Below are 12,582 nucleotides of genomic sequence, written 5' to 3' on the forward strand. Positions count from 1 at the left end.
TCCAAATGGAAGGAATGGGCTTTGTTTGGCGGAGAGGATTTTGAGCTGACTGGGACGATCTCAAAGGAAGACTGGGAAGTGTTACAGCAGGAGTGCAGCAGACTTCAACTGCCAATTAAAAAGATTGGATGTGTCCGTGAAAAGACAGAATCCAATGTCGTATTAAAGACAAATGAAGAAACAATGACTTTAGAGAAAAAAGGATATAATCATTTTAAATAAGACGGGTGACTCGTGTGAAGCAATTAAAATGGAGAACTGTAAATCCTGAAGAAACAAAAGCGATTGCTAAGCTGACTGCATCGTTTTCAAAGCCTGGGGACGTCCTGACATTAGAGGGCGATTTAGGAGCTGGGAAAACAACCTTTACAAAAGGTTTTGCTGAAGGACTCGGAATTACACGTGTTGTAAACAGTCCGACGTTTACGATCATAAAAGAATATAACGATGGTTCACTTCCTCTTTATCATATGGATGTATACAGAATGGAAGACGAGAGTGAAGACTTAGGACTTGATGAATATTTTCATGGACAAGGTGTCTGCTTAGTGGAATGGGCACATTTAATTGAAGAGCAGCTTCCGCAGGAGCGACTGCAAATTGCCATTAAAAGAGTTGGTGACGATGAAAGAGAGATCATCTTTACAGCTGTGGGGAATCGGTATGAAATGCTTTGTGAGGAGATAAGTAGACATGACAATATTAGCAATTGATACATCGAATTATACTTTAGGCATAGCGCTGCTTCGGGACAACACTGTCATAGCAGAATACATGACATATTTAAAAAAGAATCACTCTGTGAGGGCGATGCCTGCTGTTCATTCTTTGCTGAATGATTGTGATATAACCCCGCAGGATCTTTCTAAAATTGTTGTCGCAAAAGGTCCAGGCTCGTACACAGGGGTGAGAATCGGTGTAACCATAGCCAAAACACTTGCCTGGTCTTTAAACATTCCGATTTCTGCTGTTTCAAGTCTTGAAGCGCTGGCGGCAAATGGACGTCACTTTGACGGTCTGATCAGCCCTATATTTGATGCGAGACGCGGACAGGTGTATACAGGTCTTTATGAATATAAAAACGGTCTTTTAGAACAGGCTGTGCCGGATCAAAATGTGATGCTGACAGAGTGGCTGGAGATGCTAAAAGAGAAGGATCGCCCTGTTTTGTTTTTAGGTCATGATACATTCATACACGAGGAGACGATACTGGATGTATTAGGGACAAAAGGAATCATAGGGTCTGCGGCTCAGCATAATCCCCGCCCTTCCGAATTGGCTTACTTGGGTGCGGATAGGGAAGCTGCTGATATTCACGGGCTTGTGCCGGATTATTTACGGCTTGCAGAAGCTGAAGCGAAATGGATTGAAAGTCAAAAGTAGGGTGATAGGATGAAAACAAAAGCAGCAGTCAGAAAAATGCAGCTTGATGATGTTGATCACGTATACGAAATTGAAACATCCTCCTTTACGTCTCCCTGGACGAAGGATTCGTTTTATCATGAATTGCTTGAAAATCCGTATGCCCACTATCTCGTGATTGAAAAGGACGATTGTATCGCGGGTTATTGCGGGATTTGGATTGTGATGGACGACGCCCAAATCACAAATATCGCGATTAAACCAGAGTATAGGGGCCAGTCTTTAGGAGAAGCACTTTTTCGTTCAGCTCTCGAGCTTTGTAAAGAAAAAGAGGCGAGGCGGCTTTCGCTTGAAGTGAGGGTTTCCAATCACCCTGCTCAAAGTTTATATAAAAAGTTCGGGATGCAGCCCGGCGGAATAAGAAAGAACTATTATACTGATAACGGGGAAGATGCGTTAATTATGTGGGTGACGATAAATGAATGAGCAAAAAGATCTTTATATATTAGGAATCGAAACGAGCTGCGATGAAACGGCAGCAGCTATTGTCAAAAACGGAACAGAAATCGTCTCGAACGTTGTGGCCTCTCAAATTGAAAGCCATAAACGATTCGGAGGGGTTGTGCCGGAAATTGCATCAAGACATCATGTGGAGCAAATCACTTTAGTGATCGAAGAGGCTTTCCGTAAAGCAGACATGACATACCGTGACATAGATGCGATTGCAGTTACTGAAGGCCCGGGATTGGTGGGAGCACTGCTAATCGGAGTAAACGCCGCTAAAGCATTGAGCTTTGCGCATCATATTCCGTTAGTTGGAGTCCATCATATAGCGGGCCATATCTACGCAAACCGTCTGGTAGAAGAGATCGTTTTTCCAGCGCTTGCATTGGTCGTTTCCGGCGGCCATACGGAATTGGTTTATATGAAAGAGCACGGTTCATTTGAAGTGATCGGGGAAACACTCGATGACGCAGCAGGGGAAGCTTATGACAAAGTGGCAAGAACGATGGGGCTCCCGTATCCAGGCGGACCGCAGATTGACAAGCTTGCGGAATCAGGGAATGACACTATTCCTCTGCCTCGCGCATGGCTTGAAGAAGGTTCTTATAATTTCAGCTTCAGCGGGCTGAAATCAGCTGTGATCAATACGCTTCATAACGCGGCTCAAAAAGGACAGGAAATTGCGCCGGAAGATCTTTCTGCCAGTTTTCAGAATAGCGTCATTGATGTCTTAGTGACAAAAACGGCACGCGCTGCAAAAGAATATGGTGTCAAACAGGTTCTTTTGGCCGGCGGAGTAGCTGCAAACAGAGGACTCAGAGCTGCGTTACAGAAGGAAATTTCCCAGCATGAGGGGACAGCGCTCATCATTCCTCCGCTATCCTTATGTACAGATAATGCTGCAATGATTGCTGCGGCCGGTACAATTGCTTTTGAAAAAGGGATTCGCGGATCATATGATATGAATGGCCAGCCTGGTCTTGAACTGACTTCTTACCAAGGTCTCACGACATAATGGAGTGAGGCTTTTTTATTGTTATTAACAGATAATTCTCAATTTATCCACATATCTGTGAGTAATTATAGAGATATAGATGGATAAAGGGGTTGAGAGGCTGTTAATAAAGTGGATAAATTCAGAAAATTTTGTGGATATTGTGTATAAATCGCTTTCTTCGTTTGCTTATAAGGCTATTTTCTGTGGATAAAAAGCACCTCTAAAAAAGAGGTGCTTGACTTTTTTAATCTTCTTCTGTGGATAGTTCTTCCCATTCTGATAGTAGGTTTTCCAATTCTTGATTGAGTTTCTCGTTGTCAGCGTGGATGGCTTGTACCTTTTCGTGGTCCTGATATACTTCCGGATCACAAAGTAATTCATCATTGTGACTGATTTTTTCTTCTATGGTTTGAACTGTCGTTTCAATTTCTTCTATGCGTCTGAGTCGTTGGCGTTCTTTCTTTTTCCATTCTTTTTCTTCCTCATAAGAACGTTTAGAGTCGGATTTCATTGCAGCCGTGGCTTTTTCAGTTTCCTCTTGCTGTTTCATTTTCTCTAATTCCAGCTGCTGTGTTTTTTTCTCTGTATAATAATCGTAATCTCCGAGATATTCTTCAATATGGTTTGGAGAAAGCTCATATACCCTTGTTGCGATTCTGTTAATAAAATATCTGTCATGTGAGACAAATAACAATGTGCCCGGATAATCGATCAAGGCGTTCTCGAGAACTTCTTTGCTGTCTAAGTCAAGATGGTTCGTCGGCTCATCAAGAATGAGAAAGTTAGCTTTTTGCAGCATCAGCTTGGCCAGGGCCACTCTTGCTTTTTCGCCCCCGCTTAGGGAATGGACGGGTTTGAGCACATCATCCCCGGAGAATAAGAAATTTCCGAGGCACGTTCTGATTTCTTTCTCTTGAAGCTCCGGATACTCGTCCCACAGCTCATCAATGACGCGTTTAGAGGAAGTCAGCTCAGCCTGTTCCTGGTCATAGTAACCGACACTGACATTTGAGCCGTACGCTATTGTTCCCTGATCTGGCTTCAGTGTGTTTATTAATGTTTTCAGCAGGGTTGATTTTCCGATTCCGTTGGGACCTACAAGAGCGGCGCTTTCTCCTCTTGTAAGTCTAAACGACACATCTGTCAGAAGCGGCGGCTGGTTTTCATAGCTGATGGCCAGATCCTGAACCCGCAGGACCTCGTTCCCGCTCTGTTTTGTAATGTCGAAATGAATATTTGCTGATTTTTCGTCGCCGAGCGGTTTTGACATGACGTCCATCCGTTCAAGCTGTTTCCGCCGGCTTTGTGCTCTTTTTGTCGTTGAGGCTCTCGCCAGATTTCGGTCTACGAAGTCCTGAAGCTTGGCGATTTCACCCTGCTGTTTTTCATACAGCTTAAGATCCTTTTCATATTGGGCAGCTTTTTGGTCTAGATAAGCGCTGTAGTTGCCGTGATACTTTTTGCTTTCTGATCTTGATACCTCGTACACCTGGTTCACCACTTTGTCCAAAAAGTAGCGGTCGTGAGAAACAATCAGAATGGCGCCTGAATAGCTTTGTAAATAATGTTCAAGCCATGTCAGCGTATCAATGTCCAGATGGTTGGTCGGCTCATCTAGAATGAGAAGGTCAGGCTGTGTTAACAGAAGCTTACCCAAGGCCAGTCTTGTTTTCTGACCACCGCTTAGGCTTTGCACCTGTGTTGAATCGTCAAAATGGCTGAAGCCGAGACCGTGCAGCACAGATCTGACATCTGCTTCATATTGATAGCCGCCTTTATCTTTAAATTCCTGCTGAAGGCGGTCGTAGGTTTTCATGATGCTTTCCAGTTCACTTGGGTCAGCTGCCGCCATTTTTTCTTCTATGTTTCGCATTTCTTTTTCCATCGCTTTTAAGTGATCAAAAACAGTCAGCAGCTCTTCTTTTATGGTAAGCTTAGAATCCAAGCCGGTATGCTGGGCCAAATAGCCCATTGTGATATCTTTCGGCTTGATCATTTCACCCTTTTCATATGAAAGGTGACCTGCGATAATTTTAAGGAGTGTAGATTTCCCAGCGCCGTTTCTTCCTACAATAGCGACGCGATCACGGTTTCTGACTTCCAGCTTTATATTGTTTAAAATAGTATCAGCACCAAATGATTTGGAAAGCTGATTAATTTGTAAGATCATCATATTATTTCACCTCTGCTATAATAAGTTAAGTGTAGCTTATGAACCAGAACTCAGCAAACAATACATTGGCCGAATAAGACATAGAGAAGAAAATAGTGTATGATCTGTTTAAGGAGAGTTTTTACTATGAATGGATTTTCTCATTTTAATGAACAGGGCAGAGCCCAGATGGTGGATATCAGCGAAAAATCTTCGACTGTCCGTACTGCGGCGGCTGTATCAAGCGTACACATGAAGAGTGAAGTGTACGAGAAAATAAAAAGCCATGATATCGGCAAAGGAGATGTACTTGCTGTCGCTCAGGTTGCGGGCATTATGGCTGCGAAACAAACATCAAATATCATTCCGATGTGCCATCCGCTATCCTTGAGCGGGGTCGATATTTCGTTTGACTGGAAAATAAAAGAAACAGAAGTTATACTTCATATAAAAGCACAGGTCAAAACGAAAGGGAGTACAGGTGTGGAAATGGAAGCGCTAACTTCTGCATCGGTGTGTGCCCTTACTGTTTACGATATGTGCAAGGCGCTTGATAAGGGGATGGTCATCGGCCCTACCTGCTTGCTGGAAAAGACAGGCGGGAAAAACGGTGACTTTAAAAGAGAACTATCCGAGTATAATTTGGAGGACCAAAAATGAATAAGGATCAATCAAAAATTCCGCAGGCGACGGCAAAACGGCTGCCGCTTTATTATCGCTTTTTAAAGAATCTGCATGCGTCAGGAAAACAGCGTGTATCATCCGCTGAACTCAGCGATGCCGTAAAGGTTGATTCTGCCACGATTCGCAGGGATTTTTCCTATTTTGGAGCTCTTGGCAAAAAAGGATACGGATATAATGTCGATTATTTGCTGTCATTTTTCCGAAAAACGCTTGATCAGGATGAAATGACAGACGTTATCCTGATTGGTGTCGGAAACTTAGGAACAGCGTTTCTTCACTATAATTTCACAAAAAATAATAACACAAAAATTTCTATGGCTTTTGATATAAATGAGAGTAAAATAGGAACTGAGGTAGGCGGTGTGCCCGTCTTTAACCTCGATGATCTTGAACAACATGTAAAAGGCGAATCAGTTGCCATTCTGACAGTGCCCGCAGTAGCGGCCCAATCGATTACTGACAGATTGGTTGCGTTAGGGATCAAGGGTATTCTTAATTTTACGCCGGCCCGTTTGAATGTGCCGGAACACATTCGAATTCATCATATAGATTTAGCAGTAGAGCTTCAGTCACTGGTTTATTTCTTGAAGCATTATTCTGTTTTAGAGGAAATCGAGTAACCGGAAAGGAGGAGCCCAAATATGCCGATCGGTCCTGGAAGCCTTGCTGTTATCGCAATCGTTGCTCTGATTATCTTTGGTCCCAAAAAGCTGCCTGAGTTGGGAAAAGCGGCTGGAGACACACTTCGTGAATTCAAAAACGCTACTAAAGGATTAGCGAGTGATGATGAGGAAAAAAAGAAAGAGAATCAGTAAGTTAGGATGACACAAATGAAAGTGAATCAAATGTCGCTGCTGGAGCATATTGCGGAGCTTCGAAAACGATTGCTGGTTGTGGCGCTGGCGTTTGTCGTTTTTTTTATCGCGGGATTTTTTTTAGCGAAGCCGATTATAGTGTATCTGCAAGAAACCGATGAAGCAAAGGAGCTCACGCTCAATGCGTTTAATCTGACAGACCCGCTTTATGTGTTTATGCAGTTTGCGTTTATCATCGGGATTGTCCTGACTTCGCCGGTTATTCTTTATCAGCTTTGGGCTTTTGTGAGCCCGGGCCTCTATGAAAAGGAGCGCAAAGTAACGCTCAGCTACATTCCGATCTCTATTTTGCTGTTTTTAGCGGGTTTATCTTTTTCCTATTATATTTTATTTCCTTTTGTTGTCGATTTTATGAAACGGATCTCTCAGGATTTGAATGTCACTCAGGTGATTGGAATTAATGAATATTTTCATTTTCTTCTGCAGCTGACGATTCCGTTTGGACTGTTGTTTCAAATGCCGGTCATCCTTATGTTTTTGACAAGGCTTGGAATTGTGACACCGATGTTCTTAGCGAAAATCAGAAAGTATGCGTACTTTACGCTGCTTGTGATTGCTGCTCTGATTACACCACCTGAGCTTTTGTCTCATATGATGGTGACTGTTCCGCTCTTGATTTTGTATGAAATCAGTATTTTAATATCGAAGGCTGCCTATCGGAAAGCGCAGAAAAGCAGTGCTGCCGATCAGGACGTTTCTTCTTAGCCAACATAAAAAATCCATTTCTCATAGAAGAGAAATGGATTTTCTTTATTTCTGGTTCTTCTTTATTTTAAATGAAAAGGCGAACATCTTAAAAGAAATGCTGATGTTGTATGCAGCGAACACCATCAGCAGGATGGAGTAAAATGACCACATGCTGCCTGGCGAGCTTGCGGCGAGATAAGTAAAGATGCACCCTACGGCAAAGTAGATCATTCCCCACACTATCGGGTTTCTCATGAAAATAATCCTCCAATAATCAATTGCATTTGTGTGCTTTGCTGTTCAAGGTATTTCTGAACAGGCTCAAGCTGCATAATGACGACGAATGTATTCATCATTACATGGGCGAAAATCGGCACCCAAATCCGTTTGGTTCTCGCATATAGAAATGCAAAGGTAAAGCCCATTGCCGTATACAGCAGAAGGTGCGTTAAATCCGCGTGAACAATTCCGAAAATAATGGAGCTGATCAGTCCGGCAATAAAGAAATTCGTTTTTTCGTACAGCGCGCCGAAAATGATTTTTCTGAAGATGATTTCTTCTAATATAGGCCCGATGATAGAAGAAACGATAATCATGAGCGGAACTGCCTGAATCACATCCAGGATGGCTTTTGTATTTTCTGATTCTCTTCCGATGCCAAATACATAATATTCAATAGAACCGGCTAATCCTTGAGAGAAAAGGGCGATGAAAAACCCGGCTATCGCCCAAAGGATCGAAAGTCCGACCGAGTCTTTCTTTTCGTTTCGCAGCGTAGATTTAGGCGCGGTTCTGAGAATGAGCAAAACAACAATCAGACAGGCAATAAAACTGATGACGGACCATAATCCCTGCGCGTACAGCAGATTTTCTTTTGTGGGCTGTCCTCCCGCATAACCGAATTTAAATAACAAGGGAATCGCAATTACTGCTGAAAACTGCATGATGATATATGTCAAAATAATAAACCAATACTGTTTTCTCAAATGGTATGTACTCCTTTGTTAAATGGGTTTCTTTTGTCTACAGCTATTGTAACATAATTGAATCGAGGGTGAAAAAGCCAAGGGATATCTGAGCTGAAAAGAATGATGTAAGCGTGAAAAATTTTTTATCTTATCACTTGAAATTGGAAGTGAGATTCTTTATTATAAGAATTGTGTTAGCACTCTTTAGTGCTGAGTGCTAAAATTACATATTCATACTATTGAGGAGGTTATTACATTGTTAAAGCCATTAGGTGATCGCGTTGTCATTGAACTCGTAGAATCTGAAGAAAAAACTGCCAGCGGAATTGTGTTACCGGATTCTGCAAAAGAAAAGCCGCAAGAAGGCAAAATCGTGGCAGCTGGTTCAGGTCGCGTGTTAGAAAGCGGAGAGCGCGTTGCTTTAGAAGTAAAAGAGGGCGACCGCATTATCTTCTCAAAATACGCAGGTACTGAAGTGAAATACGAAGGTACTGAATACTTAATCTTACGTGAAAGCGACATTTTAGCTGTTATCGGCTAATTCTTAAATAAACAAATACTTAAAAATTCGAGGAGGTTTCGTACACATGGCAAAAGATATTAAGTTTAGTGAAGAAGCTCGCCGCGCAATGCTTCGCGGTGTTGATGCACTTGCTGATGCTGTAAAAGTAACTTTAGGACCAAAAGGACGCAACGTGGTTCTAGAGAAAAAATTCGGTTCTCCGTTAATCACTAATGACGGTGTAACAATCGCTAAAGAAATCGAACTTGAAGACGCGTTTGAAAACATGGGTGCTAAGCTTGTAGCTGAAGTAGCCAGCAAAACAAATGACGTTGCCGGTGACGGTACAACAACTGCGACAGTTCTTGCGCAAGCAATGATCCGTGAAGGCCTTAAAAACGTAACAGCAGGCGCTAACCCTGTAGGCGTGCGTAAAGGTATGGAACAAGCTGTAAACGTTGCGATCGAGAACCTGAAAGAAATTTCTAAGCCAATCGAAGGCAAAGAATCTATCGCTCAGGTTGCTGCGATCTCTGCTGCTGATGAGGAAGTCGGAAGCCTTATCGCTGAAGCAATGGAGCGCGTAGGCAACGACGGCGTTATCACAATCGAAGAGTCTAAAGGCTTCACAACTGAGCTTGAAGTTGTTGAAGGTATGCAATTCGACCGCGGATATGCGTCTCCTTACATGGTAACTGATTCTGATAAGATGGAAGCGGTTCTTGACAATCCTTACATCTTAATCACAGACAAAAAAATCACAAACATTCAAGAAATCCTTCCTGTGCTTGAGCAGGTTGTTCAGCAAGGCAAACCATTGCTTCTGATCGCTGAGGATGTTGAAGGTGAAGCTCTTGCAACACTTGTTGTGAACAAACTTCGCGGCACATTCAACGCAGTTGCTGTTAAAGCTCCTGGATTCGGTGACCGCCGTAAAGCAATGCTTGAAGACATCGCTGTCCTTACTGGCGGAGAAGTCATCACAGAAGATCTTGGCCTTGACCTGAAATCTACTGAAATCGGACAATTGGGACGCGCTTCTAAAGTTGTTGTTACAAAAGAAAACACAACAATCGTTGAAGGCGCTGGCGAAACAGATAAAATTTCTGCACGCGTCACTCAAATCCGCGCTCAAGTGGAAGAAACAACTTCTGAGTTCGACAGAGAAAAATTACAAGAGCGTCTTGCTAAACTTGCTGGCGGCGTAGCTGTCATCAAAGTCGGCGCTGCGACTGAAACTGAGCTGAAAGAGCGTAAACTTCGCATCGAAGACGCCCTGAACTCAACTCGCGCAGCTGTTGAAGAAGGCATCGTATCCGGCGGTGGTACAGCGCTTGTCAACGTATATAACAAAGTGGCTGCAGTTGAAGCTGAAGGTGATGCGCAAACAGGTATCAACATCGTGCTTCGCGCGCTTGAAGAGCCAATTCGTCAAATCGCGCACAATGCAGGTCTTGAAGGATCTGTCATCGTTGAGCGCCTGAAAAACGAAGAAATCGGCGTAGGCTTCAACGCTGCAACTGGCGAATGGGTAAACATGATCGAAAAAGGTATCGTTGATCCAACGAAAGTAACACGCTCTGCACTGCAAAACGCAGCTTCTGTAGCAGCAATGCTCTTAACAACTGAAGCTGTTGTCGCTGACAAACCGGAAGAAAATGCCGGCGGCGCAGGAATGCCTGACATGGGCGGCATGGGCGGTATGGGTGGCATGATGTAAAACCGACAAAAAACCCTTGATAAACAAGGGTTTGTCGGCAACGGACGTCATTTTTGATGCCCTTTTGATGCCATTTATAAATTTTCGAGGCTTCTCATGAGTTCACCGAACTTGTGAGAGGCTTCTTTTTTTCTGTCTTTTGTGGTTTGATTTTTTCAGCACTGTTTTATATCGATACTCAATAGTTTTGATAAACGGTAGGTAACCCCGATATAGACTATTCTATCGACTGAAATACAAAATTCTCATCATACAATTCATACTTTATTTGCATCTTGACTTTGTTTTGATTTACTTTGTGATTTTTAAGGAGGCGCAGTACCTCATCTTCGACTGCTGAAAACCAGAAGTGAGTTGAATTCCATCGTCTCAAAAAATAACACGGGGCATTATTTGGAATGCAGCGAGAAGGTTCCAGCCTATTCTGGGCTTATCCATGATATTATGAGCCCGACCAAAATAAAAGTGAAACAATAAGTAATTGAAATAATAAGAGCCCTTATCCACAAAGAGGAAGGGCATTGTTATTTATTTTTGGTCATTTTCTATATCCATTCAACCTCATAGAGCTTATTAACCAACTCGACAACTCGGTAAATGAATCACATATATGACTCAAAGCTCCATTAAGATCTTCATATGCAATTTCATGATCTCAGAAAACCACGGAGGGATTCTCTTTATTCTTGCGATAATCGAAACAGATTTCGTAACTGAAAGGATCACAGGATCTATTCCTGAAAGCATTCTTCCATCCTGGTAATCTTCTAGGACTTCTAAAATAAAACTTGAACTTTCTCGGTTTTTTTAATAGTTGTTTCCCCAATATGATCTTCTGCAAATCTCCACTCTGTCATATTGTCCAACTCCTATTGTTCTAACATCCTTCACCTCAAAGGTGTCTACTACGAGGGGATCATATCATAATTTCAGGGGGCTTCAAAAAAATAATTCAAAAAAAAAAACATAGCATGTTCATCAACGAAATATTAACAGCTTTTCCTTATAGCTTAATATTATATTTCTCACTAAGTCTTCGCATGTATTTTTCTACGTCTGATTTATTTTCTGGGTGTCGTTCAAGATATTGACCAACAATTTCGTTTAAATATTTATAGAAATTTTCGTAATCTAATATTACTTCTTTATCTTCTTCAACAGCTGGGTAATCGAAATAAAAAGCTATACCCTCATCTCCAAAGTAATCTTCTTCCCACTCTTCGTAGTCATCAGTAAATACACACCAGACATTCTCTATACCATAACCCTCCCCGTTGGAGAATTTCTCTAAAATGCGTAAAAAACGTTCATCACCCATAACTTGAAAAAAATGATTAATTATATCTTTGTTTTTATTATCCATTTCACTTTCACTCCAAATTATTTAATTGGTAGGGAAAAAATTTGTTATTTCTCCAGTAGCTTCATCAATATAACCTTCAAACTTGAGACCATTTTTTGCGTATCCAGTTACTTTTCTGCAGTGGCTGTTCCACCTTCAAAATACTTTACCTACTTTTAGAAAGCTTGGTAAATGATTTTAATTTGTACGTAGATACCTTTGAAGAAGAAGAACCTGTGGATATGACTGTGCATTGAATCTTTTCTTTTAATATAGATGTATTCTTTACATTACAAGTAGCCATCCGATTTTCAACCATCTTAATAAAGATGGGACACTCCGGATGACATTTATTTTGGACGGAAATAAAGTCCTTATCATAAACCCTTGCCTAGTCTTCGTTTTACTTTATCCTGAGTTTCAATGTGTTTTTGTAGAGCAGCAGCGGGATGTGATCAATTCAAACCGCTGCTTTTCATATCTTTAATCAAAGATTCTAATATACGTAGCTTTGTCCTAAATGTAGGATATTGTTTTGGGAAGTAAATTAAAGATAATTCACTAAAAATTTATTTAGTCCCTTACATTATTGTAAGGATTTCTCCATTTTCCGTTTGGCAATATGCTACAATTAAAGTGTCTTTTTTACTGAAGAGGACTAAACTTGTCAATTAACTATGATAAATTGTAGAAGCTTTTGATTGATAAAAAAATAAATAAAACTGATTTGAAAAAGTAGGCTGGCATTACATATAACATCATCGCTCGGGTTTGGAAAGTGCTAACCTT

15 protein-coding genes (1 of these 15 cut by a window edge) are annotated in these 12,582 nt (G+C 41.6%); 11 read left to right on the forward strand and 4 right to left on the reverse strand.

Going from position 1 to position 12,582, the window contains the following annotated elements:
* The 5 genes in view from thiL to tsaD are tightly spaced (at most 14 nt apart) and all read left to right on the forward strand, a layout consistent with a single transcriptional unit that may run on beyond the window.
* Positions 1 to 222, forward strand: the end of a protein-coding gene (gene thiL, locus P3L57_RS03220; protein WP_069487650.1) for a thiamine-phosphate kinase. It extends 756 nt beyond the left edge of the window; only the last 222 of its 978 coding nucleotides appear in the window; the start codon falls outside the window, past its left edge; its stop codon occupies positions 220 to 222.
* Between the two features lie 14 nt (positions 223 to 236).
* Entirely contained in the window at positions 237 to 713 is a 477-nt protein-coding gene (gene tsaE, locus P3L57_RS03225) for a tRNA (adenosine(37)-N6)-threonylcarbamoyltransferase complex ATPase subunit type 1 TsaE (protein WP_059293404.1), read from the forward strand.
* Entirely contained in the window at positions 694 to 1,383 is a 690-nt protein-coding gene (tsaB, locus tag P3L57_RS03230; protein ID WP_069487651.1) for a tRNA (adenosine(37)-N6)-threonylcarbamoyltransferase complex dimerization subunit type 1 TsaB, read from the forward strand. The genes tsaE and tsaB overlap by 20 nt, the downstream gene beginning before the upstream one ends.
* A 9-nt stretch (positions 1,384 to 1,392) precedes the next feature.
* A complete protein-coding gene (gene rimI / locus P3L57_RS03235; protein ID WP_024120406.1) occupies positions 1,393 to 1,848 on the forward strand; it encodes a ribosomal protein S18-alanine N-acetyltransferase in 456 nt (151 codons plus the stop codon).
* On the forward strand, positions 1,841 to 2,881 hold the full coding sequence (gene tsaD / locus P3L57_RS03240) for a tRNA (adenosine(37)-N6)-threonylcarbamoyltransferase complex transferase subunit TsaD (protein WP_069487652.1): 1,041 nt from the start codon (positions 1,841 to 1,843) through the stop codon (positions 2,879 to 2,881). The genes rimI and tsaD overlap by 8 nt, the downstream gene beginning before the upstream one ends.
* 226 nt (positions 2,882 to 3,107) lie before the next feature.
* Here the strand turns inward: tsaD and P3L57_RS03245 are convergent, their stop codons facing one another.
* Entirely contained in the window at positions 3,108 to 5,036 is a 1,929-nt protein-coding gene (locus P3L57_RS03245; protein ID WP_069487653.1) for an ABC-F family ATP-binding cassette domain-containing protein, read from the reverse strand.
* 126 nt (positions 5,037 to 5,162) lie between these two features.
* Here P3L57_RS03245 and moaC point away from each other — a divergent pair, with 126 nt between their 5' ends.
* From moaC to tatC, 4 genes are read left to right on the forward strand one after another with little or no spacing between them, the layout of a single operon-like run.
* Positions 5,163 to 5,675 carry a cyclic pyranopterin monophosphate synthase MoaC gene (gene moaC / locus P3L57_RS03250; RefSeq protein WP_010333208.1) on the forward strand — a complete coding sequence of 171 codons (513 nt, stop codon included), beginning with the start codon at positions 5,163 to 5,165 and terminating at the stop codon, positions 5,673 to 5,675.
* The gene (locus P3L57_RS03255; protein ID WP_044152840.1) at positions 5,672 to 6,319 is read left to right on the forward strand and encodes a redox-sensing transcriptional repressor Rex; all 648 of its coding nucleotides are present in this window, start codon (positions 5,672 to 5,674) and stop codon (positions 6,317 to 6,319) included. The genes moaC and P3L57_RS03255 overlap by 4 nt, the downstream gene beginning before the upstream one ends.
* A gap of 21 nt (positions 6,320 to 6,340) precedes the next feature.
* Positions 6,341 to 6,514 (forward strand): sec-independent protein translocase protein TatAY, encoded by a 174-nt coding sequence (gene tatAY, locus P3L57_RS03260; RefSeq protein WP_010333210.1) that lies wholly within the window; start codon positions 6,341 to 6,343, stop codon positions 6,512 to 6,514.
* 6 nt (positions 6,515 to 6,520) lie between these two features.
* On the forward strand, positions 6,521 to 7,279 hold the full coding sequence (tatC, locus tag P3L57_RS03265; protein WP_082687911.1) for a twin-arginine translocase subunit TatC: 759 nt from the start codon (positions 6,521 to 6,523) through the stop codon (positions 7,277 to 7,279).
* A gap of 45 nt (positions 7,280 to 7,324) precedes the next feature.
* Here tatC and P3L57_RS03270 read toward each other — a convergent pair whose 3' ends face one another.
* Positions 7,325 to 7,516: a DUF4305 domain-containing protein gene (locus P3L57_RS03270; RefSeq protein ID WP_024120410.1), complete on the reverse strand. Its 192-nt coding sequence runs from the start codon at positions 7,514 to 7,516 to the stop codon at positions 7,325 to 7,327.
* Positions 7,513 to 8,247, reverse strand: a complete 735-nt coding sequence (locus P3L57_RS03275) for a CPBP family intramembrane glutamic endopeptidase (RefSeq protein WP_069487654.1) — start codon at positions 8,245 to 8,247, stop codon at positions 7,513 to 7,515. The genes P3L57_RS03270 and P3L57_RS03275 overlap by 4 nt, the downstream gene beginning before the upstream one ends.
* 238 nt (positions 8,248 to 8,485) lie before the next feature.
* On the opposite strand from P3L57_RS03275, the gene groES reads away from it, so the two are divergent.
* The gene (gene groES / locus P3L57_RS03280) at positions 8,486 to 8,770 is read left to right on the forward strand and encodes a co-chaperone GroES (protein WP_003155970.1); all 285 of its coding nucleotides are present in this window, start codon (positions 8,486 to 8,488) and stop codon (positions 8,768 to 8,770) included.
* 46 nt (positions 8,771 to 8,816) lie between these two features.
* Positions 8,817 to 10,451: a chaperonin GroEL gene (groL, locus tag P3L57_RS03285; protein ID WP_010333214.1), complete on the forward strand. Its 1,635-nt coding sequence runs from the start codon at positions 8,817 to 8,819 to the stop codon at positions 10,449 to 10,451.
* A 1,003-nt stretch (positions 10,452 to 11,454) separates the two neighbouring features.
* Here groL and cdiI read toward each other — a convergent pair.
* Positions 11,455 to 11,814 carry a ribonuclease toxin immunity protein CdiI gene (cdiI, locus tag P3L57_RS03290; RefSeq protein WP_069487655.1) on the reverse strand — a complete coding sequence of 120 codons (360 nt, stop codon included), beginning with the start codon at positions 11,812 to 11,814 and terminating at the stop codon, positions 11,455 to 11,457.
* Positions 11,815 to 12,582: the final 768 nt, after the last annotated feature.

The sequence above is a fragment of the Bacillus sp. B28 genome, from assembly GCF_029536185.1.
Lineage (GTDB): Bacteria > Bacillota > Bacilli > Bacillales > Bacillaceae > Bacillus > Bacillus halotolerans.